This window comes from Raineya orbicola (assembly GCF_002843425.1).
Taxonomy (GTDB): domain Bacteria; phylum Bacteroidota; class Bacteroidia; order Cytophagales; family Thermonemataceae; genus Raineya; species Raineya orbicola.
The window spans coordinates 1-23,456 of record NZ_NKXO01000018.1 but is presented as its reverse complement, the minus strand read 5'-3'; the positions used below and the strand labels follow the sequence as shown (position 1 = coordinate 23,456).

21 protein-coding genes are annotated in these 23,456 nt (G+C 38.0%); 10 read left to right on the top strand and 11 right to left on the bottom strand.

Going from position 1 to position 23,456, the window contains the following annotated elements; genetic code table 11:
• Nucleotides 1–18: 18 nt before the first annotated feature.
• Complete coding sequence (locus tag Rain11_RS06700; protein ID WP_101358581.1) at nt 19–1,071, bottom strand: stage II sporulation protein M; 1,053 nt, start codon at nt 1,069–1,071, stop codon at nt 19–21.
• On the bottom strand, nt 1,071–1,979 hold the full coding sequence (locus tag Rain11_RS06695) for a helix-turn-helix domain-containing protein (RefSeq protein ID WP_101358580.1): 909 nt from the start codon (nt 1,977–1,979) through the stop codon (nt 1,071–1,073). The genes Rain11_RS06700 and Rain11_RS06695 overlap by 1 nt, the downstream gene beginning before the upstream one ends.
• Nucleotides 1,980–2,129: 150 nt before the next feature.
• On the opposite strand from Rain11_RS06695, the gene Rain11_RS06690 reads away from it, so the two are divergent.
• The 3 genes from Rain11_RS06690 (at nt 2,130) to Rain11_RS06680 (ending at nt 4,172) form a co-directional block, all read left to right on the top strand.
• On the top strand, nt 2,130–2,648 hold the full coding sequence (locus Rain11_RS06690; RefSeq protein WP_101358579.1) for a DUF350 domain-containing protein: 519 nt from the start codon (nt 2,130–2,132) through the stop codon (nt 2,646–2,648).
• Between the two features lie 49 nt (nt 2,649–2,697).
• The gene (rimM, locus tag Rain11_RS06685) at nt 2,698–3,243 is read left to right on the top strand and encodes a ribosome maturation factor RimM (RefSeq protein WP_101358578.1); all 546 of its coding nucleotides are present in this window, start codon (nt 2,698–2,700) and stop codon (nt 3,241–3,243) included.
• 152 nt (nt 3,244–3,395) lie between these two features.
• Nucleotides 3,396–4,172 carry a succinate dehydrogenase/fumarate reductase iron-sulfur subunit gene (locus Rain11_RS06680; RefSeq protein WP_101358577.1) on the top strand — a complete coding sequence of 259 codons (777 nt, stop codon included), beginning with the start codon at nt 3,396–3,398 and terminating at the stop codon, nt 4,170–4,172.
• Between the two features lie 57 nt (nt 4,173–4,229).
• Here the strand turns inward: Rain11_RS06680 and Rain11_RS06675 are convergent, their stop codons facing one another.
• The 3 genes from Rain11_RS06675 to hisH form a co-directional block, all read right to left on the bottom strand.
• On the bottom strand, nt 4,230–4,862 hold the full coding sequence (locus tag Rain11_RS06675) for a flavin reductase family protein (RefSeq protein WP_101358576.1): 633 nt from the start codon (nt 4,860–4,862) through the stop codon (nt 4,230–4,232).
• A gap of 114 nt (nt 4,863–4,976) precedes the next feature.
• Nucleotides 4,977–6,263 carry a methionine adenosyltransferase gene (metK, locus tag Rain11_RS06670; RefSeq protein ID WP_101358575.1) on the bottom strand — a complete coding sequence of 429 codons (1,287 nt, stop codon included), beginning with the start codon at nt 6,261–6,263 and terminating at the stop codon, nt 4,977–4,979.
• Between the two features lie 141 nt (nt 6,264–6,404).
• Entirely contained in the window at nt 6,405–6,995 is a 591-nt protein-coding gene (gene hisH, locus Rain11_RS06665) for an imidazole glycerol phosphate synthase subunit HisH (protein WP_101358574.1), read from the bottom strand.
• A 53-nt stretch (nt 6,996–7,048) separates the two neighbouring features.
• Here hisH and mnmD point away from each other — a divergent pair, with 53 nt between their 5' ends.
• Together mnmD and Rain11_RS06655 are read left to right on the top strand one after the other, a co-directional pair.
• Nucleotides 7,049–7,723, top strand: a complete 675-nt coding sequence (mnmD, locus tag Rain11_RS06660; RefSeq protein WP_101358573.1) for a tRNA (5-methylaminomethyl-2-thiouridine)(34)-methyltransferase MnmD — start codon at nt 7,049–7,051, stop codon at nt 7,721–7,723.
• Between the two features lie 238 nt (nt 7,724–7,961).
• The gene (locus Rain11_RS06655; RefSeq protein WP_243390553.1) at nt 7,962–10,142 is read left to right on the top strand and encodes a TonB-dependent receptor; all 2,181 of its coding nucleotides are present in this window, start codon (nt 7,962–7,964) and stop codon (nt 10,140–10,142) included.
• A 45-nt stretch (nt 10,143–10,187) separates the two neighbouring features.
• Here Rain11_RS06655 and Rain11_RS06650 read toward each other — a convergent pair whose 3' ends face one another.
• From Rain11_RS06650 to Rain11_RS06635, 4 genes are all read right to left on the bottom strand, one after another.
• A complete protein-coding gene (locus tag Rain11_RS06650) occupies nt 10,188–11,144 on the bottom strand; it encodes an electron transfer flavoprotein subunit alpha/FixB family protein (RefSeq protein WP_101358571.1) in 957 nt (318 codons plus the stop codon).
• 38 nt (nt 11,145–11,182) lie between these two features.
• Nucleotides 11,183–11,920 (bottom strand): electron transfer flavoprotein subunit beta/FixA family protein, encoded by a 738-nt coding sequence (locus tag Rain11_RS06645; protein WP_101358570.1) that lies wholly within the window; start codon nt 11,918–11,920, stop codon nt 11,183–11,185.
• 137 nt (nt 11,921–12,057) lie between these two features.
• Nucleotides 12,058–13,557, bottom strand: a complete 1,500-nt coding sequence (gene cysS, locus Rain11_RS06640; protein ID WP_101358569.1) for a cysteine--tRNA ligase — start codon at nt 13,555–13,557, stop codon at nt 12,058–12,060.
• A gap of 56 nt (nt 13,558–13,613) precedes the next feature.
• Nucleotides 13,614–14,747, bottom strand: coding sequence for a Fic family protein (locus tag Rain11_RS06635; protein ID WP_101358568.1), 1,134 nt, complete (start codon nt 14,745–14,747; stop codon nt 13,614–13,616).
• 158 nt (nt 14,748–14,905) lie between these two features.
• Between Rain11_RS06635 and Rain11_RS06630 the strand changes: the two genes are divergently transcribed.
• Entirely contained in the window at nt 14,906–16,531 is a 1,626-nt protein-coding gene (locus Rain11_RS06630) for a VWA domain-containing protein (RefSeq protein WP_101358567.1), read from the top strand.
• Between the two features lie 119 nt (nt 16,532–16,650).
• On the top strand, nt 16,651–17,547 hold the full coding sequence (locus Rain11_RS06625; RefSeq protein WP_101358566.1) for a hypothetical protein: 897 nt from the start codon (nt 16,651–16,653) through the stop codon (nt 17,545–17,547).
• A 93-nt stretch (nt 17,548–17,640) separates the two neighbouring features.
• Here Rain11_RS06625 and Rain11_RS06620 read toward each other — a convergent pair whose 3' ends face one another.
• Entirely contained in the window at nt 17,641–18,663 is a 1,023-nt protein-coding gene (locus Rain11_RS06620) for a hypothetical protein (RefSeq protein ID WP_101358565.1), read from the bottom strand.
• Nucleotides 18,664–18,749: 86 nt separating this feature from the next.
• On the opposite strand from Rain11_RS06620, the gene carA reads away from it, so the two are divergent.
• The 3 genes from carA to Rain11_RS06605 all read left to right on the top strand — a co-directional run bounded on the left by carA (nt 18,750) and on the right by Rain11_RS06605 (nt 22,242).
• The gene (gene carA, locus Rain11_RS06615; protein ID WP_101358614.1) at nt 18,750–19,850 is read left to right on the top strand and encodes a glutamine-hydrolyzing carbamoyl-phosphate synthase small subunit; all 1,101 of its coding nucleotides are present in this window, start codon (nt 18,750–18,752) and stop codon (nt 19,848–19,850) included.
• A gap of 331 nt (nt 19,851–20,181) precedes the next feature.
• Nucleotides 20,182–21,618, top strand: a complete 1,437-nt coding sequence (gene sufB / locus Rain11_RS06610) for a Fe-S cluster assembly protein SufB (protein ID WP_101358564.1) — start codon at nt 20,182–20,184, stop codon at nt 21,616–21,618.
• Nucleotides 21,619–21,645: 27 nt separating this feature from the next.
• The gene (locus Rain11_RS06605; protein ID WP_207764431.1) at nt 21,646–22,242 is read left to right on the top strand and encodes a transposase; all 597 of its coding nucleotides are present in this window, start codon (nt 21,646–21,648) and stop codon (nt 22,240–22,242) included.
• A 198-nt stretch (nt 22,243–22,440) separates the two neighbouring features.
• On the opposite strand, the gene Rain11_RS06600 is transcribed toward Rain11_RS06605, so the two are convergent.
• Nucleotides 22,441–23,283 (bottom strand): hypothetical protein, encoded by an 843-nt coding sequence (locus Rain11_RS06600; RefSeq protein WP_101358563.1) that lies wholly within the window; start codon nt 23,281–23,283, stop codon nt 22,441–22,443.
• Between the last annotated feature and the right edge of the window lie 173 nt (nt 23,284–23,456).

Below are 23,456 nucleotides of genomic sequence, written 5' to 3'. Positions count from 1 at the left end.
CAACTCCGTAACAAATCTTTATCGGTTTAGTTCTACGCTCGGTAACTCTATTTTTTCTTGCTCTTTACGCATTTCTTCGCGTTTTTCTACTATAAAAGGATATATCACGAAATAAAACACCACCAAAGCCAATGAACCTAATATGATAAGCAATTTCAGAATAACGTGCATATCTGCATAACGCGTAACAAAACTTTCAATAAAGGCGGCAAGCGTAATGAAAGGCAAAAGGCTCAACATTATTTTTCCCGCTTTTTCTGCCCCTCGCCTAAAAGACTCACGACGAGAGTAAGTTTTAGGGAAAAAAATACTATTCCCCATTACAATACCAGCCCCTCCTGCTAAAACAATAGACCAGATTTCAATAGTGCCGTGTAGCCAAATCACACTTGCCGATTCCCAAAGCAAATTCTCTTTGTAGAAAAGTGTCTGAAATGTTCCTACCATTACACCATTCACAAAAAGAATATAAGCCGAACCAATGGAAAGAAAAAAGAAAGCATACACCCCCAAAATACTTGCAAAACCTCCCCAAGCAAAACTCATAAAAGCCACACGAATATTATTGTAAGCTATCGCCAGAAACATAGGGATAGACTCTTTATTTTCGTACACTGCCATTGGCTTGCCTTCTTTAATGTTTTGCAATGTCATTTCCACATAAGCATCTCCTAAAATACCTCGTGCAAATTCATACTCGCCTGCTTTGTCGTTGAGAGTAGAAATTACACCTATGGCACAAGAGATTGCAAAAATTACAAAGCTCACCAGCATTTGCTTACGCACAGAAACCATTACAAGTGGTACATCTCTTGTCCAAAATTGGGCGATTTGCGAAAAACGGATATTTTGCTGTTTGTAGATTGTTTGATGTATGCGTGCTGTAAGGGTATTGAGATACTTGGCAATAGGGCTATTGCTATGATGAGTACGAGCATAGGAAAGGTCATCACAAAGTTCTATAAAAATTTCACCAAGTCTATCAGGGTGAACAGAACTTACATTGCGGGTTTCTTGCTCAATCGCTTCCCATTTTTTTTTGTTTCTGCGTAAGAAAACGCCTTCTTTCATCAGATATTTTCAATTTTACCTGCACTCAAAAAAAGTTGAAACTGCCAAATTTCAAAAATTTCACGCAAATACACTTTGTAATGTTGCGAAAGTCCTGAAACTGCAATGTAACCTTCATTTCTCAAACGATTTTCAGCTTTTCCGTAAATTAAGCCTTGTTTTTGGGTAAGAAACAGGTAGGTTTCACCTGTTTGCACATTGTACCAATTTTTAAGATACGAACCAATACAAATAGATTTTTCCAAAGGAAAAGATTTGTCCATTTCAAAAGCTCTGTATTCCTGATTTTTAGGAAGCAGGCTTATCTGAATTTTCGGCAAACTTTCCACAAACTGCTTTTCAGCGTAATGAGCCAAATAATTGATAAGATTATTTTGCTTAACAAAAGGAATATCGCCTTTATCCGTATCTGTAAAAAACTCGGTCTGATTTTCTTCCGAAAACAAGCCGTCATCAAGCGTAGGATAAAATTTTTCTTTAATTTCTTCGTGTTTCTCTTCCCTACGAATTTTTTTTGTTTCAGGGTGAATTTTTTCTTTTTCTAATGCTCGCCAATCACTTTTGGCTTCAATTTCAGGCTTTTCGGTATGGATTTCTTCTTTATGTAATACTTCTAAAATCTCCTCACTCAAAGGCTCATCTGTTTCTCCTTCGCTATTTACGATTATCTTTTCAGGAACTTTAATAGGACTCACTTCCAAAGTGCTTACATCAACCGACATCAGTTGCTCAATAGTAATACCGAACAATTTGCTAATTTGCATCATTACAGCAAAATTCGGATTGGCTCTGCCCTCTTCATACGAACCCAAAGCTGAACGCTTAATGCCCAAAATTTGAGCAAACTCTTCCTGAGTACAATCGCTGATATGGCGTAAATAACGTAAATTTTTACTTAGTTGGCTCATTGCTCTTTGTAAAAGTTTTTCAAAATTTACAAAACTTTGAGCAAATATGAAAAGGATTTTTGAAAAAATAAAATTATCTTTGTGCGAATTGCATTGTTTTATGTCAATTCTATTAGGTTTACTTAAAAACCCTTAAATTCCTGAAAATATATGAAAATTAGTTTGTTTTTAGCAATTTTACATCTGATAATGACCTTCCTTTTAGCAGTCTTGGTAACTTTCAGCACAACAAGAATTTTTATTCGTTTTATTCGCCGTAAGTACCAGATTACCCCTCAAAATGTTTCTTTTGCTGTGCTTTTGGCTTCGGTTATTTTTTCGGTGGGCTACATCATTTCAGGATTAGGCGAGCCTATTTTTAAGGCGGTCAATATCATAAGAACCACAGAAACAGAAACTACGGCGGTATTTTTTGGAGCATTAAAATACACCCTAATTTTTATTCTTTTGGGTTATATTTTTTCTTTTGCTGTGGTAGTGTTGGGTATGTACTTATTCAATTTTATCAATACAGAAATAGATGAATTACAGGAAATTAGTCAGAATAACATAGCAGTAGGTATTTTGGTTGGAACGATTATTATTGTAGTTTCATTGTTTGTAAAAGAAAGCATTGTGTTTTTGATAGAAAACCTTATCCCTTACCCTGAAATGCCTATTCGTACCTAAAAAAACTCGTGTCTGGTGTTTTATATCTTATGTCTAAATGTCAAAATATATGTCTGACTTACGCCAAGATGATTGTTTTGAATTAGGTAAAATCTTAAAAACTCACGCTCTTTACGGAGAATTGAGTATTTTTTTAGATGTAGATTATCCCGAAGATTACCAAACACTGCAAGAAGTTTGGGTGGAAATAGAAGGAAAACTCCAAAAATTTGAAGTAGAAGGAATACGGCTATTACCCAACAAACCTCAAACCGCATTGCTCAAACTCAAAAACATTGATAGCATTGAACAAGCCCAAGAAATTATAGGTTACAAACTCTTTTTGCCACTTTCTTTTTTACCCGAACTTGGCGAAAAGCAGTTTTATTTCCACGAAATTATTGGATTTTGGGTAGTAGATAAAAATTTAGGCGATTTAGCAGAAGTCAAAGATGTTTATACTACTACGCAAACAGCTCTCATAGTAATTCTCTACAAAGGCAAAGAAATACTCATTCCTATCAATGATGAAGTAATTCTGCAAGTAGATAGGAAAGAAAAAAAGCTACACGTTGCTCTGCCCGAAGGGTTACTAGATGTGTATTTGCAAGATTAGCTATTATTTAACCCTACTTTGTAGTATATTTTTGCCTTAAAATTTCACTTATTTAGATTGATTTTAGCTAAAAATTATTTTAATATTGTGCCAACTCACAAACAATTAGACTGAACAGTTATTTTTAATAGCGAACCAAACCTATTACAACTATGGCAGGTAATAGCACCCAAAAATTAAATCTGACCCTCAAAATTTGGCGACAAAAAAATAAAAACGACAAAGGCAGAATGGTGGAGTACAAAGTTACTGCTTCCCCCGATATGTCTTTTTTAGAGATGCTTGATGTACTCAATGAGGATTTGCTTCGTAAAGGCGAAGACCCCGTTGCTTTTGACCACGACTGCCGAGAAGGTATTTGCGGAATGTGTAGTTTGTTTATCAACGGACAGCCCCACGGACCCAAGCAAACTACCACTTGCCAGCTACATATGCGTAGCTTCAAAGACGGCGATACCATTTATATTGAACCTTGGCGTGCCAAAGCCTTCCCTGTTATCAAAGACTTGGTAGTAGATAGAAGTGCATTTGACCGCATCATTCAGGCAGGAGGGTTTATTTCCGTAAATACAGGCGTAACCGTAGATGCTAATGAAATTCCTATTCCTAAACACGTAGCCAGCGAAGCAATGGATGCCGCTACCTGTATTGGCTGCGGAGCTTGTGTAGCTTCTTGCAAAAATGCTTCGGCTATGCTTTTCGTAGCCGCAAAAATAGCTCATTTAGGCTTATTGCCACAAGGGCAAGCCGAACGCAAACGCCGTGTGCAAAAAATGATTGCCCAAATGGACGTCGAAGGCTTTGGCTCTTGTACCAATACAGGGGCTTGCGAAGCTCAATGCCCCAAAGGAATTTCACTTCGCAACATAGCTCGTATGAATAGAGATTACTACATAGCCAAACTCACCGCCGAAGAAGAACTTGTATAAAACAAAATTTTGCGACAACATCATAATAAATTGGTGTTGTCGCTTTTCTTTTCAATCTTAAATTTTTTTCAATTCTTGTTGAGGACGTGCATAGCTGAATCGGGCTATTGCTTGTGCTTCATAGTAGGCATCTAAACCGCTCACCACTGCTGTTCCTGCTTTTTGCAAATCAATAAAACCATCAGAACGCAAGCAATCATCAGGCACAAAGAATTCTTGCACTTCGCCAATTATCAAATACACTTCGTTTGTGGGAATAAAAACGGCTTCTACGAATTTCATTCCTATCTGAATTGAACTTTCGGCTACGAAAGGAGCAGGAAAATGATTTCTGTAAATGGGTGTCAAACCGCAAGTCTCAAATTCTGAAACTTCTTTGGGGTATTTAGCAGAAGTCTGATGAGCCTTTTCTACAAAACTTGTATGTACGTGATTGAAAGTATAAAACCCTGTTTCGTGAATATTATCATAGGTATGCCTTTCTACGGTGGTAGGTCGCATTACGAAAGCAATATGAGGCGGATTTGCCCCCAAATGAACCAAAGAATTAAAGATAGCAAGATTTTCATTCCCCTTTTTATCTCTTGTGCCTATGAGATTAGCATTTTTGAAACCGAGTAGAGTATTCATTAGGTTTCGGCGGTACAAGGTTTCCAAAGTGAGCAAAGATTCCTTTGTAAAATGAGCCATAAATGCAGATGTTTTTTATTTGAAACCAAAACTTTATGAAATTGTTTGAAAAAACAAAACCTATCAAACCCGAAGAGCTTGATAGGTTTTTTTACAAAATCTGATGTTTGCAGGTTATTTTTTCTTTAAGCCAAAGGCTTTACGAATAGCATCAACATAATCCAACTTTTCCCAAGTGAAAAACTCTACTTCTTTTTTAGTTTTCTTGCGGATTTCTTGTTTGCTGTTTTTGTCTTCTTTTACTTCTACATACGAAACATCAACTTTGGCTTTGTAAGGCTCTCTGCCCACGTGTCCGTAGGCGGCAGTAGGAGAAAAAATTGGATTTTTCAAGCCCAAGCGTTCTACGATAGCTTTGGGACGCATATCAAACATTTCAGCAATTTTTTCAGCTATTTGAGCGTCAGTGAGTTTTATTTTGGCTGTACCAAAAGTATTTACATTGAGCGAAACAGGTTTAGAAATGCCAATTGCGTAAGCTACTTGTACCAGAGCTTCGTCTGCCAATCCTGCGGCAACGATATTCTTCGCAATATGGCGGGCGGCATAGGCGGCACTTCTATCCACTTTGGAAGAATCTTTACCTGAAAACGCTCCTCCCCCGTGAGCCCCTTTTCCACCGTAAGTATCTACAATGATTTTCCTACCAGTTAGTCCCGTATCGCCGTGAGGTCCGCCGATTACAAATTTTCCCGTAGGGTTAATGTGATAAATGGTTTTTTTATCCAACAATTCCGCAGGAATAACACGTGCAATGACGTGTTTTTTTACATCTTCGCTAATTCTTTTGAGCATTTTAGCTTCTGTATCAAACTCATCGTGTTGGGTAGAAACCACAATAGTATGTACTCTTTTAGGCTTGCCCTTATCATCGTATTCAATAGTAACCTGTGATTTGGCATCGGGGCGTAAATAAGGCATTAGTTCGGGTTGTTCTTTACGAATACGAGCCAACTCTTTCACAATTCTATGTGAAAAAGCAAGAGCCATAGGCATATATTCAGGGGTTTCGTTGGTAGCATAACCGAACATCATTCCTTGGTCGCCTGCACCTTGGTCTTTATCCAAGCCTTTTCCTTCATCAACACCTTGAGCAATATCAGGCGATTGGGCGTGAAGGGTAACCATTACACCGCAAGATTTAGATTCAAATTGATATTCAGCTTTGGTATAGCCGATACGTTCAATGGTTTGGCGTACAACTTCGGGAATATCTACGTAGGCTTGTGTGGTAACCTCACCTGCAATTACAGCTAACCCCGTGGTAACCAGCGTTTCGCAAGCAACACGCGAATTGGGGTCTTGGGCGAGCATTGCATCAAGGATAGCATCAGAAATTTGGTCTGCTACTTTGTCGGGGTGTCCTTCAGATACCGATTCAGATGTGAATAAATATGCCATTGGTTTTAGAAATTTTATATTTTTTTCGGTAAAACAAAACGCTTTTTTTCGCAAAATAAAATTTTGAGTGGCAAATTTACAGATTTTTTGAAATCTGCTACATTTTTTTACAATTTTTTGATTGTCAAAGACAAAAGAAAGTCAGCTTTTTTGTAGAAAGTTTTTCAGAATCTGCTCTCCTATATTGCTACTTTTTTCGGGGTGAAACTGCACAGCATAAAAGTTTTTATGTTGCAGGGCGGCACTAAAAGGCAAAATATATTCCGTTTGGGCGATAGTTGCTGAACCTATTTCAGCGTAGTAACTATGCACATAATACACATAAGAACCGCTAACTACATTGCTGAAAAGCTCCGACCTTAAATTTTCAATGCTATTCCAACCCACGTGAGGCACTTTACTACCTCTATCAGTAGGAAATTTCTTTACTTTCAAGTCAAATATACCCAAACACTCTGTATTTCCTTCTTCGGAGTGTTTGCAGAGCAGTTGAAGTCCTAAACATATTCCTAAAACAGGCTGGGTAAGACTTCTAATCACCTTATCTAATCCTCTATTTTGCAAATAGTTCATAGCAGAACTTGCCTCTCCTACCCCTGGAAAAATTACTCTATCGGCAGTTTGCAAAATTTCGGGCTTATCGGTAAGAATTCCTTCAACTCCCAAACGCTTCAATGCAAATAAAACTGATTGTACATTTCCTGCGTTATATTGTACGATAGCAACATTCATTTTGTTATGCTTAAAATTTATGCAAAAAAGCAAAATTCAAAATCAAAAAACAAATGCTCACACTCTACACTACCACCGATGGTTCTAAAACGCTCCTAAATACAGCTCTCAACGAAACTTATCACTCTCGGAATGGTTCTATTGCAGAGTCTCTGTACGTATTTTTGCAGGCTGGCTTGCACGATTGGCTTTCAGAAAATCCGAATTTTCAAGATACTATCCGAATTTTGGAAATAGGCTTTGGTACAGGACTGAACGCTTTGCTCACGCTACAAAGTGCCTTGCAGAAAAATCTTTCTATTTACTACCAAACTTTGGAAATTTATCCCCTTACCTACGAGCAAATAAAGCCTTTGGGATATGTTGAGCAAGTTGATAGCCATTTAGAAACCTATTTTGAAGCAATGCATCAAGCAGAATGGGATAAACCTGTTCCTATTGCAGATAATTTTGTTTTGGAAAAAAGAAAAATTGCTTTGCAAGCATACCAAAGCGATGCAATCTTTGATATTGTGTATTTTGATGCCTTCGCCCCCAATGTACAACCCGAATTGTGGGAAATAGAGCAAATCAGGCGTACTACAAATGCTATGAGAAAAGGGGCTTTTTGGGTTACTTATTCTGCCAAAGGACAACTTCGCAGAGATTTGAAAACGCTTGGCTTACAAGTAGAAAAATTACCCGGTGCCTTGGGTAAGCGTGAAATGACAAGAGCCCGAAAAATGTAAAATTGTAGAACAACCCCGATGCCCTCACTTAAAATGAGGGCTTCTTTAATTTTTGAAAACCAATTGATTACCCTCATAATTCAAGCTATTCTACATACAACTTTAATATTTTTTTAAAATTCTATATTTTTATTTTTGCTTATCAATAAAAATTTTTAGATTTGCCTAAAATTCGGAATTTCTATTTTTGTATAGTGAATAATTACGGTGAATTATGATAGAAAAATACCTTTCTTTTTTGTTTAGTTACTGTTTGAGCAATTTTTTACTTGCTCAAACAGGCACTTTACAAGGCTTTGTAAAAGATGACCTCAACCGCCAAGCCATTGTAGGAGCTATGGTAAAGTTAGAAAAAACCAATTTTTCAACCATAACCGATAGCACAGGCTTTTTTCTGATAGAAAATGTACCCATAGGAGAATATACCCTTCGGGTTCAAGGAGTGGGTATTTTACCAATAGCCAAGAAAATTGTAATAAATGATGGCAGAAATGAAAGTTTATTACTTTTCGCAATTAGTGAAAATATTAGCGAAATAGTAGTTTCGGGTACATTGCGAGAAACTGAAACTACCCAAAGTCCTATTTTAGTAGAAGTGTATAGCGAGAATTTTTTACAGAAAAACCCTACTTCAAATTTTGCAGATGCTTTGCAATATATCAATGGGGTACGTCCTCAAATTACTTGCAGTGTTTGCGGTACGCTGGGCATACAAATCAATGGAATGGAAGCCCCTTACACAATGGTACTCATTGACGGAATGCCTATGGTAAGTGGTTTGGGAACTGTATATGGTTTCAGTGGTATTCCTACAAGTCTTATCAAACGGGTTGAGGTTGTCAAAGGAACAGCCTCTACGCTTTATGGTTCGGAAGCCGTTGCGGGACTTATCAATATCATCACCAAATCGCCACAACAAGCCGAAAAGCTCAGTGCCGATGTATTTGCTACCTCTCATCAAGAATACAACGCTGATATAGCTTTTACACAAAAAATAGGCAAATTTTCTACCCTGTTGAGTGCCAATGTGTTTGGATTCAATAGCAAAAGAGATGTAAATGCTGATAATTTTACAGATATTCCCTTGCAAAAACGCTTTTCAATATTCAATAAATGGCAGGTAGAACGCAAAGACAAAAAAAATACTTCAATAGCTTGGCGGTACATTTATGAAAATCGTTTAGGGGGCGAAATATCTTTTTCAGAGTCTTTGCGTGGTTCTAACCAAATTTACGGCGAAAGCATTTTTACCAAACGCTTTGAACTACTCGGTAGATACGACTTGCCTACCTCTGAAAAACTTTCTTTGCAATATTCTTTCAATCATCACTTACAAGATGCTTTTTACGGAAATACACCTTATCAGGCTATACAAAGTATTGCTTTTGCTCAGATGCTTTGGGAGAAAAAATTAGATAATCGTAATCATTTGCTTGCAGGTAGTGCTTTTCGTTACACTTTTTACGATGATAACTCACCCGCAACAGCTACCGCCGATGGCAATAGCAACCAACCCTCAAAAATCTACTTACCAAGCATTTTTCTACAAAACGAAACCGAATTCAATCCTAAAAACTCACTTCTAATAGGCTTACGATACGATTACAACTCGGCTCACGGCAATATTTTCACGCCTCGTTTGGCGTACAAATTTACGGCTAATGAAGATAACATCTTGCGTTTCAATATCGGCAAAGGTTTCCGAATAGTCAATCTTTTTACCGAAGACCACACCGCTCTCACTGGGGCAAGACAAGTAGTAATTGCCAATCAGCTCAAACCCGAAGAATCTTGGAACGTAAGTTTAAGTTATGAAAAAACATTGCTTGCAGGCAAAAACCTGCTTACCTGGGAAAACAATCTTTTTTACACGTACTTCACCAATCGGATTTTGCCCAACTACGAAATAGATGATAACTTAATTATTTATGACAACTTACAAGGCTATTCAGTAGTGAGAGGCTGGGGAAGTAACTTAAATTTTCAAAGCCCACAAGGCTTGCGTTGGAATTTGGGTTGTACGCTTCTGCAATCTTTTGTACAAGAGCAAGAACGCCGAAATCAAGTTTTAGTTTCTCCTTTTTCGGCAACTTGGAGCGTAAGTTATACTTTTGCTAAAATTCGCACTACCCTTGATTGGACAGGCAATTTGTACAGCCCTATGCCTTTGGTTCAAGTAGAAAACGACTTCCGTCCTGAAAAATCACCTTGGTATAGCATACAAAACCTACAAATTACGACTTCGGTCAAAGAAAAGTGGCAAATATATGCAGGCGTAAAAAACTTACTGAATTTTATGCCTCAAAATCCGCTTTTTAATCCTCAAAATCCTTTCAGCGATAGTTTTGATACTGCCTATGGATTTGCACCTTTGCAGGGTATCAGAGGATTTTTAGGAGTAAGATGGCATTTACACTAAAAAGAAAAACCCGAAAAAATAATTTTTCGGGTTTTGGAAAGATTTTTACATTTTCTTTGCCGCCTCAATAATTTTAGGCACTACTTGGAAAGCATCGCCTACGATGCCATAATCGGCGGCTTGGAAAAAGGGTGCTTCGGGGTCTGAATTGATAACCACAATGCATTTAGAAGAATTCACCCCTGCCAAGTGCTGAATAGCTCCCGAAATGCCAATGGCAATGTAAAGGTTCGGACTTACTTTTACGCCTGTTTGTCCTACGTGTTCGTGGTGAGGTCTCCAATGCAAGTCAGAAACAGGCTTTGAACAACCCGTAGCAGCACCAAGTACTTTGGCAAGCTCTTCTACAATGCCCCAGTTTTCGGGTCCTTTCAAGCCTCTTCCCCCTGAAACCACAATATTTGCTTCGGGTAAAGAAATAGTACCTGTGGCTTTTTCAGTGTTTGTGATTTTTGCGACAAAGTCGCTATCATTCAAAGTAGGAGCAAAGGCTTCAACACTTGCCGTATTGCTTGAAGGCGTTACAGAATAGATATTTTTCTTGATTGCCAAAATTTTCTTTTCAGTACTAATCATTGTATTGGCAAAAGCCTTGCCTGTGTAAATACTTCTTTTTACTACAAAGCCATTGCTCAAATTAGGCAACTCAACAACATTTGAGGCAAGTCCTGCCTTTAATCTACCTGCTACACGAGCCGCCACAGCATCGCCCAAAGAGGATTTAGCAAGCACAAGCACAGAGGCATTTTCCTTTTCTACAGCCTGAGCAATAACATTGCTGTACGCCTGAATGATACCTGTATTCAGACGGCTATCGGCAACGTGAAGCACTTTGCTTGCTCCATAATTACCTAATTTTTCCAATTCTTGGGCATCACCAAGTACCAAAGCCGTAGCAGTTGTGCCAAGCATTTCGGCTACTTTGGCACCATATCCAACAGCTTCTAATGAAGAGGGTTTGGCTTTTCCTTCGGCGGTTTCTACAAATATTAAAACTGACATCGGACTCAAATTTTTGAAGGTTTATGAAAAAAATTGCATTACAATACTTTTGCTTCGGTTTTGAGCAGTTCTATGAGTTTTTCTGCTTCTTCGGCAGGAATCATCTTACAAGCTCCTTTGGGAGGCGGTAACTCAAATGAAAGACTTTTGGTAAGCTCTTGTGGGTTGGCAGGAGCAATTACTTGTAAGGGCTTGCTTTTAGCCGACATAATGCCACGCATATTCGGGATTTTCCATTCGGCGATTGGCTCTTGGCAACCCAACACCAAAGGCAGAGGAGCTTCCAAATATTCTTTTCCCCCTTCTATTTCTCTTGCCATTTTGGCAATGTTGCCTTCAATATCCAATTTCATTACAGGCGAAAACGAAGGAATACCTAAAAGCTCACCCACAATGCCGTGTACTTGTCCTCCATTGAAATCTATGGATTCTCTGCCCATCAGAACTAAATCATAATTATTTTGCTTGCAAATATGAGCAATTTGTTCGGCAACAAAGAAAGCATCAGTAGGTTCAGCATCAATGCGAATAGCATCATCACAACCCAAAGCCAGAGCTTTACGAATAGAAGGCTCGGTTTCGGCAGTACCTACGTTTAGTACGGTTAGGGTAGCACCAAATTGTTCTTTGAGTTCTACGGCACGCGAAAGAGCATAATCGTCGTAAGGACCAATCACAAATTGTACGCCTGTGGTATCCAATTTTGAGCCATCGGGCGTGAATTTGATTTTTGTGGTGGTATCAGGAACGTGTGTAATGCAAACTAAAATTTTCATTTGCGTTCATTTTAGAGTGAAACATTTTCAGTAATTAAGTCGCAAGTTAAGTATTTTGTTTGGCAAAATTCAAATTTTTATGAAAAAATATTATGCAAGCATACTAATTTTGAAAATTTTAGGCATATCTCTAAAAATTATTCTTCGGTATAAGCCCAGTCAATACCTTGTTTGGTATCTTTGAGTGTGATACCAATTTTTTTAAGTTCTGCACGAATTTCATCAACTTTTGCGTAATTTTTTTCGGCTTTGGCTTCTGCATACAATTTAAGCAAAGTCTGCAAAAGCGCCTCTACTTCTTGGATAGGCCCTTCCTGAATGCCCAAAATTTCCGTAAGCACCAACGGATACATTTTTTGCAAAAAAGCAAAAGTACTTTCTTGAATGGTGCTTATTTTTGCTTGATTTGTTTGCAATGTATTGATTTTCTTGGTGATAGCGAGTAAATGTGTAATAGCAAGAGCCGTATTTAAGTCGTCGTCAAGGGCTTCAAATATTTTCTGGAACTCTGTTTGAATTTCGCTTTCTAATTTAGTATCGTGTTGCGAAGGCTCAAAATGCGTGTATTGAAGTTTGCTTAATGCTTTTCCTGCATTGATAAGTTTGAAATAATTTTTTTGTGTAGCTTTCAGGGCTTCATCAGAAAAATCAATGGTACTGCGGTAATGAGCCTGCAAAATAAATAAACGTACTACCATCGGCGAGTAGGCTTGCGAAAGCAAGGCGTGAGAACCTTCAAAAAGTTCAGCAAGGCTGATGAAATTGCCCAAAGACTTACTCATTTTTTGCCCATTCACGGTTACCATATTGTTGTGCATCCAATATTTTACGGGATTTTTGCCCGCATTAGCGGCTTTGGCTTGGGCAATTTCACATTCGTGATGCGGAAAAATCAAATCCATACCGCCGCCGTGAATATCAAAGGTTTCGCCCAAATATTTGGTACTCATTACGCTACACTCAATATGCCAGCCGGGAAAACCCTCGCCCCAAGGAGAATTCCAACGCATCAGATGTTCGGGAGAGGCTTTTTTCCATAGAGCAAAATCAGCAGGGTTTTTCTTTTCATCTTGCCCTTCTAAGGTTCTACGCTCCTCGCCTGCTCCTGCAATGAGTTCTTCTATTACTCTGCCCGAAAGTTCGCCGTAATTATAGTTTCGTTTCTGATAGGCTTCCACATCAAAATACACCGAACCATTCGCTTCATAAGCTAAACCCGCTTGCAAGATTTTTTGGGTCATTTCAATTTGCTCCAAGATATGCCCTGTGGCAGTGGGTTCAATATCAGGACGCAAAACGTTGAGTTTATCCATTACGCTATGATAGCGAATCGTATAGCGTTGAACAATCTCCATAGGTTCAAGCTGTTCAAGTTTGGCTTGTTTGCTTATTCTATCTTCGCCTTCGTTGGTATCGCCCAGCAAATGCCCTACATCGGTGATATTTCTTACAAAACGCACCTTATAGCCTTTGTAAGTAAGGTAGCGGCGAAGGACATCAAACACTACGGCAGGTCTGCCATTGCCTATGTGGGCATCGTTATACACCGTAGGTCCGCACAAATAAATGCCCACAAAAGGCGGATTAAGCGGCTCAAAGTTTTCTTTCTGACGCGTGAGAGTATTGTAGAGTTTCAAGGTTAGTGAAGTTTTTTGGGTGCAAAGTTAGAATTTATCCTTAAAAATTGGCAATTCTATGAAAATAATTGCAAATATTCCTGAAAAATAAATTGCCTATTACGTTTGTAATTGGTGGTTTCTTTCAATAATTGAAGTTGTACAAAATCTTTCACCAAACGGCTGGCTGTGGAGAATTCTACTTGCAGATAATCAGCTACCTCTGCAATTTCTACAACAGGCTTGCTGTAAAGAAATTCTAATAACTTTCGTGCTTTGCTATGCTTTTTTCCCAAATGCGTGATAAGATTTTCATTTTTCTCTTTCATATCAATAATATTTCGGAAAGTACGAATAGCATTTTCGGAGGTTGTAATTACTCCCTGTAAAAAGAATTTAAGCCACTGCTCTAAATCGTTATGAGTACGAACTCTTTGTAAATTATCATAATACAAATTTCTATGCTTCTCAAAAAAATCGGATAGATACAAAGTTGGTTTAGATAGCTGATTTTCACTTACTAAAAATAAAGTAATCAGCAAACGTCCTATTCTACCATTGCCGTCAAGGAACGGGTGAATAGTTTCAAACTGATAGTGAGCAATAGCTATTTTAAGCAAAGGGGGCAAATTGGTTTCAGGATTATGTAAAAATTTTTCAAAGTCGCTCATCAATTCATCAAGGTTTTGAGGAGCAGGCGGAATAAAAATAGCATCATTCAGACTTGCCCCACCAATCCAGTTTTGACTTCGCCTGAACTCACCGGGCAGTTTGTATTCGCCTCGCACACCTTGTAAAAGGATTTGATGAGCTTGTTTTATCAGACGATTAGAAAGTGGTAAATTCTGCAAAGCAACGATAGATTTGTTCATTGCCTCAATATAGTTCTGAACTTCCTGCCAATCTTTTCGCTGTTCGGGGTGAATTTGTTCAGCTCTCTGTACGGCTTGCTCAATATTCGTTTGTGTGCCTTCTATCTTACTGCTCAATGTACTTTCCTTGACAACGTGCATCTGTATAAAAAAATCCACATCAGGAATAAGTTGAGAGTAGGCATTTAACTCGCCCAATTTTTTATCTGCTTGACTCAATTGCAAAATAATTTCAGGAACATCAATTTGCCAAGCTGTATTGATAAAAGTCGGCTCAAAACTTTTATACTGATATTGCTTTTGCCAAATACCTGCTTGAAATTCACTTAATCGTATCATAAAAAATGACTTTCTGCAAATATAAAAATTTATATTTGCAGAAAATCGTTTTTCTACAAATATGGAATTTCTTATTTGCAGAAAAACCCTTAAATGCAAATAAGACTTAAAGGCAAACAAAAAAACACATAAGGAGTTTTCTTGAAAACAAAACTGCTATGCAAGAGGAAATCACGCGTTTTGTAGAGTTTGGAAAAATCTTTGACCGCCCTACTCGTCAATACCTAACGGAATACCTGAAAAAGAAACTTCATTTGCCCAATAATTTGGAAAGGCTCTCTGCTTCTTTGCAAATTTACAATCTGCCCATAGCCCAAGCCCTTGATAAGATTTTGGAAAGCCCGAAAGTCAGAGATATTGCAGAAAAATACAAACAAGCCAGCGAGCAAATACTTGTAGATTTGCTGAAATGGCTCAAAAAAATACAAGTTCAATTAGATACGAAAAATCCTTTTCTTGATGAAATTAGCCTTTTTCAGCGTTGGGAAGCTACGCCCGCTTTTTGGTGGGCAAAGCAATGGTATTACCTTACGAACTACCTCAAAGAAATTTACACAACGCAAGAATTAGATATTAGCTTTTATGAAAAAAAGTTTGAAGCCATTTTACGCCACATAGACCTTTTTGCTTTGGAAAAGGAAGGCAAAAAATATGAAAAAGAACTACAAGAGCTTGAAGTGATTGCAGATGATTTACTTACGCAGTGGAAAGCCTTACTTACTGCCAAGCGTTTGCAGTGGGAAATAGAACAAACTGAAAAAGAGCAAGAGACTTTTCTGCAAATCTTGGAAAATAAAATTGAGGAATTTAGCAAGTTTATAGAGTTAATTTCTCCTTTTGCAAGCGAGGTTGGGCATTTTTGGGATATGTCTTCGGGCAAATGGCATAAAGCAGGGTTTGAACTACTCGAAAAATATGCTCAAATTCTACAAAAAGAACAAGGTTTGCGAGAACTTGCCGAAATGCTGGGCAAAATGCGTCAGGCTCGCAGCGAAACGAACGAAGAAATCTATGAAAACATCATCAGCCGAAAGGCTTGGGTAGCAGATTTTCAGAAAAAAGATGAAATTGGGGGTGTTTTTCAAGATAATTATTTGCCCAACGTGTTGCCTTCGGAAATGGCTTTTTTGGGCGATAGCGCCACTGAAAACGCCTTCTGGAAAAAATATGTTGAAAAAGAACTTTTGAGCTTTCGGTATCAGGGAAAAACTTTGGTGCAACACGATAAAATTCAGTATTTTCGTCAGCAAAAAGTGCGTAAAAAAGAAAAAGGCCCTTTTATCGTATGCGTAGATACGAGTGGCTCAATGGAAGGCACGCCCGAGCAAATTGCTAAAACGCTATGTTTTGCTATTCTCAAAATGGCAAGCACTGAAAATAGGAAGGCTTATCTTATCAATTTTTCGGTGGGTATAAAAACTATCAATCTTTTGAATTTGGCAAATTCAATGGATTTACTCATTGAATTTTTGATGATGTCTTTTCACGGCGGTACAGATGCTGCCCCTGCTCTCATAGAGGCAATTCGTATGCTTCAAACCAATGAATACAAAGAAGCTGATGTGCTGATGATTTCCGACTTTGTAATGTTTTCTTTGCGAGAAGATATTATCAAGAAAATTCGTCAGGAGCAAGAAAAAGATACCCGCTTTCATAGTCTAACCATTTCACCCAAACCCAATCCCGAAATTGTGTATCATTTTGATAACAATTGGCAGTATAACCCCGAAAGCAAGGAGGTTATCAAGGTTATTTACAAAGATTTGCTAAAATTGAAAGATTGAAAAAATATATTTCGCTTTTTACGGATACAGAAGTTTGTAATTTTTTTGCAAACTGCTTGGTGTTTTTATTTTTTTTGTTATGTTTGCCTTGCAAATTTTCACCCAAAAAAACATCTTTTATGCAAACCAAACGAGTTTTCGCTATTGTAACTTTGCTTGTATCAGGTTGTTGGATAGTAGGTTGTGAAAATAAAGGCTCAGGCGAGCAAAAGCCCGATACTACTATCACACAGAAAGTTAAAGAGGAAGTAATTAAAAATGTTTCTGATGCTGTAAAGCAATTACCTTCGGTGCAAGAATTGCCTGATTTACTTGCTTCGGCAGGCGTTGATGATTTCTATGAAAAGCTCATTAACCCTACTAAAAATGTAGACAAATATCTCACTACCAATGACCTTGCCGCAATGAACTTCGGTACTTATGTAATGGATTTGGGATACGTGCTGAATTACGAAAAAATTCAGATGGGTAGTGATTATATGAATGCTTGCCAAAAACTCGCTGATAAGATTGGTGTTAGCTCTGCCATAGACCAACAAAAAATTGAGCGTTTCGGTAAAAACCTTGATAAAAAAGATTCGCTCATCAAGATTGCCAACGAAACCGTGCAAAACATTGATAAATACCTCAAAGCAAACGAAAGAGCCAACATTTCTGCAATTATTTTGGGAGCTATGTTTGTAGAAGGTTTGCATATTTCTACAAGCATCATCACGATGCCTTCGGATATGGACAAAAATACCAAAGACTTGGTTTTCAGCAGAATGGTAAAAATTATTGCCGACCAAGAAAAATCGCTTGATGATGCTATCAGTTCTTTGGAAGCCGTAAAACCCACAGGCAAAGCCCAAGATTTGCTTAATGGCTTGAAAGAAATCAAGAAAATTTACACAGAGAAAAAATACGGCGAAAAATTTGCCTCTTACAAAACAGGCGATAAAATTCCCGTTTCTACCGAAGACCTCAAACCCCTACAAGCCAAAACACAAGAAGTGCGTAAGGCAATCGTTGAGTAAATTCTGATAGTTATACCTTGAGCCTTTAAGATTCTGAAAATCTTAAAGGTTTTTTTATTGCATTTGCTTTCAAATAGGTGAAATTCATAATTTTTATTTCAACAATGCCACTTTGAGCTGAATCCGAACAACATCTCCCATCGTTTTGCATTTAAGGAATTCGTTATTTTTGTGATACTCGGCAAGTTCGTGTTTGAGCTGATAAGTTTTTTCAGGGCTTGAAATGGTGTCTTTTCGCATTACATCAATCAAATCTTTCACCCGATAACGTGCCGAAACCAGCCTTCTACCAATGAGTGTTCGCTCTTCGTGTTGGTACTGCTTGGCGGTTTCTTTATTTACATACTTCAAACAAAGTTCCACAATCGGATTGTTTTCCTTGAAAAATTGAGGTAAATACATTCGGTGTTTGCCCTCGTAAGATTGCTGGTCAAAATCAATGGCACGCACCCGATACTGCTCATTATCAAAATCGGGGGTAATATCCACTACATAGTTGTAAGCACGCATATCACCGAGCAGACGAATAAAACAACGTTCATTGAACTTAACAAACTCTTTGGCAATGCGTACTCGGTTCATTTCGGGGCGTTGGAGATAGTTTTGAATAAAAGCATCACCGGGTATGCCTGCAATGTGTTCTTCTATAAGTGTATTTTTATGCACCAAAAAGCTGATTCTATTCGGCGAAAGCAAATGTTCTAACTCCAAACCATAAATCCGAGAAGCATCGGCTTTTTTTACGTAAAAATAATCGTAATTGTCGTTGTAGTTATTGATGATTTTGATACGAAAAGGGTGAGAATTTCCAAAAACACAAAAATCAATTCTATCTACGTGTAAATGCTCCATTACAGAAATATCGCCATCAGTTTTGAGCAAGGCATAGACGGTGGTTAGGGCTTTATCAAGTTCTTGCGTCATATCTTGGCTGTAAATAACAGAGTTCCAGAGTGTGTCTTTGCCTTTTTTATCCAAAACAGGAAAAGCATCTGTGTAGCGAAGTAAATCCTCGTAGCTTACAGGCAACACACAATTTCGCTGATAGTTCTGCAAATATGCACTTAAACCTTTGGAAACAGGAAAAAAAGGCTTTTTCTTGGAAATTTCAATCATAGCAGTTTTTTACCAAAAATAATTTTTTTTTCTTACAAATCAAATTTCTCACTAACTTTGCACAATTTTTTAAGCCTACCTTTATGATGAAATACACCTTTCTACCTCCTGCTCGCTTGCTATTGGAAGATGGAACACTCTTTGAAGGTTTTGCAATTGGTAAAACAGGCACTACCACAGGCGAAATTTGCTTCAATACAGGAATGACGGGCTATCAGGAAATTTATACCGACCCTTCGTATTTTGGGCAAATCGTGGTAAATACTACTGCTCATATAGGCATCTATGGCACGTACCACGAGGAACAAGAAGCAGAAAAACCCACTATCCGAGGAATGGTTTGCAATGCCTTTTCTCATATTTTTTCACGCCACAAAGCCGAAAAATCTTTGCAATCTTATTTAGAGGAAAATAATATTGTAGCCATTGCAGGAGTAGATACTCGCCGTTTGGTGCAACATATTCGCACCCAAGGAGCTATGAATGGGGTTATTTCATCAGAAAATTTGGATATAGATTTTTTGCAAAGCAAACTCCAAGAAACCCCTCCAATGAAAGGACTTGAACTCTCTTCACAAGTAAGTACAAAGCAACCTTATTTTTTTGGCAATCCACAGGCAACCTACAAAGTAGCTGTTTTAGATTTGGGGGTCAAGCGTAATATTTTACGCTGTTTGGCAGAAAGAAACGTGTATATGCAGGTATTTCCCGCAAAAACTCCTTTAAGCGAAATGCAAAAATTTAATCCTGATGGATATTTTATTTCCAACGGACCCGGCGACCCCGCCGCTATGCCCTATGCTGTTGAAACCGTAAAACAAATTTTAGAAATCAATGCTCCTCTGTTTGGGATTTGTTTAGGGCATCAGATTTTAGCTCTTGCCAGCGGTGTAGGCACACACAAAATGCATCACGGACACAGAGGCTTAAATCACCCCGTAAAAAATGTAATCACAGGCAAAAGCGAAATAACCTCTCAAAATCACGGCTTTGGGGTGAATAGAGAAGAAATTGAACAAAGTTCGCATATACAAATTACCCACATCAATCTAAATGACCATAGCGTTGAGGGCTTACGCCGTACCGATAAACCCGCTTTTTCGGTACAATATCACCCCGAAGCCTCGCCCGGCACTCACGATTCACGTTATTTGTTTGATGAGTTTATCAGCTTAATGCAAAAATAGAGGTTATTTAAGATTAAAAAAGGATTTCCGAATTTGTAGCTTGAAATCAAAATATTCTTTTATTGCACTTGTGAAAAACCACCCCTTAATCCCCTCCTTGTAAAGGAGGGGAGATTGAATATTCCTAAAGTTTTGATTTTTAAGACTTAAAAAAAAAAACTCCCCTCCTCAATGAGGAGGGGCGGGGGTGGTGTTTTTAATTCGAGAATAAATAAAAAATTACAATCCTAAACAACTTCTTTGAAAAATTTTCCGATAGCAAACTTTTTTCTCAAAAATTTGTTATATCTTTGTGTAATCTAAACTCATTCTAAATAAAAATTACGCCCTTATGGACGAAATCTTGATTGAACATATCAATTCTGACTACAAATATGGCTTTGTAAGCAATATTGAAGCCGAAGAAGCCCCCAAAGGCTTAAATGAGGATATTATTCGTTTTATTTCTGCCAAAAAAAATGAGCCTGAATGGATGTTGGAGTGGCGTTTGAATGCGTATCGGAAATGGCTCACAATGAAAGAACCTTCTTGGCAGAATGTGCATTACTTGCCTATTGACTATCAGGACATAAAATATTACTCTGCTCCCAAAAAGAAACCTAAATTAAACAGCCTCGACGAAGTAGATCCTGAAATCCTGAAAACTTTTGAAAAATTAGGTATTTCCTTAGAGGAGCAAAAACGCCTCACAGGGGTTGCCGTTGATGCCGTTATTGATAGCGTTTCGGTAGCTACTACTTTCAAGAGCAAGCTGGCGGAACTTGGCATTATTTTCTGTTCTATCAGTGAGGCTATTCAAGAACACCCCGAACTTGTGAAAAAGTACTTGGGTTCGGTAGTGCCTGTAACAGATAATTTCTTTGCCGCCTTGAATTCTGCCGTATTTTCTGACGGCTCTTTTGTGTATATTCCCAAAGGGGTGCGTTGCCCGATGGAGCTTTCTACTTATTTCCGTATCAATGCATCGGGAACAGGACAATTTGAAAGAACGCTTATCATTGCCGACGAAGGTAGTTATGTGAGTTATTTGGAAGGTTGCACCGCTCCTATGCGTGATGAAAACCAACTGCACGCCGCTGTTGTGGAACTTATCGCTTTGGATAATGCCGAAATTAAATATTCTACCGTTCAAAATTGGTATCCGGGCGATAAGGAAGGTAAAGGCGGTATTTACAATTTTGTAACCAAAAGAGGTATTTGTGCAGGTAAAAATTCTAAAATCTCTTGGACACAAGTAGAAACGGGTTCTGCGATTACTTGGAAATATCCTTCGGTTATTTTGAAAGGCGATAACTCTGTGGGAGAATTTTATTCGGTGGCTGTTACCAACAATATGCAACAAGCCGATACAGGTACCAAAATGATACATATCGGCAAAAATACCAAAAGCCGTATTGTGAGCAAGGGTATTTCAGCAGGTAAGAGCCAAAATTCATACAGAGGTTTAGTAGAAATTCATAAAAGAGCTGAAAATGCTCGTAATTTCTCACAATGCGATAGCCTTTTGCTGGGCAATTTGTGTGGGGCTCATACTTTCCCTTATATTGAAGTAAAAAACCCAACTGCGACCATAGAACACGAGGCTACCACCTCCAAAATAGGCGAAGACCAAATTTTTTACTGCAACCAAAGAGGTTTAGATACCGAAACTGCCATTGCCTTGATTGTCAATGGTTATGCCCGTGAGGTACTCAACCAACTTCCTATGGAATTTGCCGTTGAAGCTCAAAAGTTACTTGCTATCAGTTTGGAAGGTAGTGTAGGGTAAATCTATCGTATATTCAAAATATTTTCAATGCCTTCGTATCTACGCAACGAAGGCATTTTGTTTGGAATTTTAACGAAAAGTACTTTGGATAAGTTTCAAAATAAATATCGGATACCTTCGGCAAGAGCTTCTTGGTGGGATTATGGCTCACAAGGAGCGTATTTTATTACAATTTGTACCCAAGACCGATGGCATTACTTCGGAGAAATTATTGAGGGTAAAATGCAATACTCACAGGTGGGTGTTTTGGCAGATATTTTTTGGCTTGAAATTCCCTTTCACGCTCAAAAAGTAACTTTGGGTGAATATATTGTAATGCCTAATCATATTCACGGCATTTTGATTTTGGAAGATAGTTTCCCAACCACATCACTAAAACATAGCGAAAGCAATAATTTTGCTCAAAATAGGTTTCAAAATCCGGGTAAGAATAGCATTTCGTCCATTGTAGGGTCGTATAAATCTGCTGTAAGCAAGCACGCTCGGCGTTTAGGATTTGAATTTGCTTGGCAAAGCCGCTTTTATGACCATATTATTCGCAATGCAGAAGAATATCAGCGTATAGAAAATTATATCATCAACAACCCCCAACAATGGGAAAAGGATAAATTTTTTGGTAAATGATAATAGATTGGGGGTAAAATATTATTCATTTTCATTCGTATTCAATTCGTATTCAATTTGTAGAGACAAGACAATGCCTTGTCTCTACAAATAACGGAAAAATGGAAAACAAAAAATAAAAAAATGTACAATTGTATTTATGGTTGCAATGAAAAAGGCTGGTATCTTTTACCAGCCCCAAAACATCTATTAAGATTTTTATTTTGTTCCCTTGTCTTTTACTTGATTTTTTAATTCTAAGGTTGATGGCTTTTTAGGTGATTTCGGGAACCTTATGTCTTGAAAACGTGAGTCTAAATTACCATTTTCGTCATAGGTATTTGCTCTGTTTGCAACCACAGTCCAAGAGAAAGCTACATTTGAGGTTCCTCCTTGCAATTCTATCACTTCAAAGCCATTTTTAGATTTGTTTGTTACATAAACTCCCTTGCAATCGCCCTCTAACTGAATAAAGACTTTCATAGGATGTGCCTCATCTACATAAATATTTTTTGCAAAAATCGGATCAAGTTGAATGTATGCTCTGCCATTTACAAGTTTTCCCGTTCCATAATCTTGGAATAATACTTCTGGGCTTTCTGGACAAAACATATTTACATACTCCCCATTCAAATCCTTAACCATTGTAGAAACAGTGCCAGGTCCATTTATTTTATAGTTAGTTCCGCCAGTCCTACCTCCTACGTAAGCATAAGCGTTCGCATTGGTTGCCGCAACAAAATACCCTCCCCAACGGTCATTGCCATTACCCGTAGCATATCCATATACTCCTATACTCAAACCATTTCCTGAAATCCCACAGCCATCAACGAGAGTACTAGATGGGGTTAAATTATTACCTACAAATACTCCGCCAGTACCTGATGCAGAATTACTGATTCCATAAACTCCTGTTCCTGAAGCACTACTAAACGAACCGCCAGTATTGGCTAAGTAAGAGGTAACACCTCCTCCACTTCTACCAACTACTCCCGCCCCACTAGATCCTGCTAAAATCCCCCATAAAGCAAATGCATCTAAAACAGATGAACTTTCACTCAAAGCACCATCATAATTAGATGAAAAATGTCCCGCATAAGTAGAACTAACGTGAGTTAAGCGGCAATATCTTGAAAAAGTTCAAAATTTGTAAGTAGATTTTTTTCTTGAAAATCTCTAATAGTGGGCTTTTTATCTAGGAATTTGTAGGCAATAATTCCAGACCACAAATTGAC

Bases quoted from the DNA above. Each gene is read 5' to 3' on its own strand.
- rimM (WP_101358578.1), top strand. From the start codon at position 2,698: ATGTCTGACTTACGCCAAGATGATTGTTTTGAATTAGGTAAAATCTTA.
- Rain11_RS06630 (WP_101358567.1), top strand. From the start codon at position 14,906: ATGCAAGAGGAAATCACGCGTTTTGTAGAGTTTGGAAAAATCTTTGAC.
- Rain11_RS06695 (WP_101358580.1), bottom strand. From the start codon at position 1,979: ATGAGCCAACTAAGTAAAAATTTACGTTATTTACGCCATATCAGCGAT.
- Rain11_RS06650 (WP_101358571.1), bottom strand. From the start codon at position 11,144: ATGTCAGTTTTAATATTTGTAGAAACCGCCGAAGGAAAAGCCAAACCC.
- Rain11_RS06690 (WP_101358579.1), top strand. From the start codon at position 2,130: ATGAAAATTAGTTTGTTTTTAGCAATTTTACATCTGATAATGACCTTC.
- Rain11_RS06675 (WP_101358576.1), bottom strand. From the start codon at position 4,862: ATGGCTCATTTTACAAAGGAATCTTTGCTCACTTTGGAAACCTTGTAC.
- hisH (WP_101358574.1), bottom strand. From the start codon at position 6,995: ATGAATGTTGCTATCGTACAATATAACGCAGGAAATGTACAATCAGTT.
- Rain11_RS06645 (WP_101358570.1), bottom strand. From the start codon at position 11,920: ATGAAAATTTTAGTTTGCATTACACACGTTCCTGATACCACCACAAAA.
- Rain11_RS06635 (WP_101358568.1), bottom strand. From the start codon at position 14,747: ATGATACGATTAAGTGAATTTCAAGCAGGTATTTGGCAAAAGCAATAT.
- Rain11_RS06680 (WP_101358577.1), top strand. From the start codon at position 3,396: ATGGCAGGTAATAGCACCCAAAAATTAAATCTGACCCTCAAAATTTGG.
- Rain11_RS06620 (WP_101358565.1), bottom strand. From the start codon at position 18,663: ATGATTGAAATTTCCAAGAAAAAGCCTTTTTTTCCTGTTTCCAAAGGT.
- sufB (WP_101358564.1), top strand. From the start codon at position 20,182: ATGGACGAAATCTTGATTGAACATATCAATTCTGACTACAAATATGGC.
- mnmD (WP_101358573.1), top strand. From the start codon at position 7,049: ATGCTCACACTCTACACTACCACCGATGGTTCTAAAACGCTCCTAAAT.
- carA (WP_101358614.1), top strand. From the start codon at position 18,750: ATGAAATACACCTTTCTACCTCCTGCTCGCTTGCTATTGGAAGATGGA.
- Rain11_RS06700 (WP_101358581.1), bottom strand. From the start codon at position 1,071: ATGAAAGAAGGCGTTTTCTTACGCAGAAACAAAAAAAAATGGGAAGCG.
- metK (WP_101358575.1), bottom strand. From the start codon at position 6,263: ATGGCATATTTATTCACATCTGAATCGGTATCTGAAGGACACCCCGAC.
- Rain11_RS06625 (WP_101358566.1), top strand. From the start codon at position 16,651: ATGCAAACCAAACGAGTTTTCGCTATTGTAACTTTGCTTGTATCAGGT.
- Rain11_RS06605 (WP_207764431.1), top strand. From the start codon at position 21,646: ATGCCTTCGTATCTACGCAACGAAGGCATTTTGTTTGGAATTTTAACG.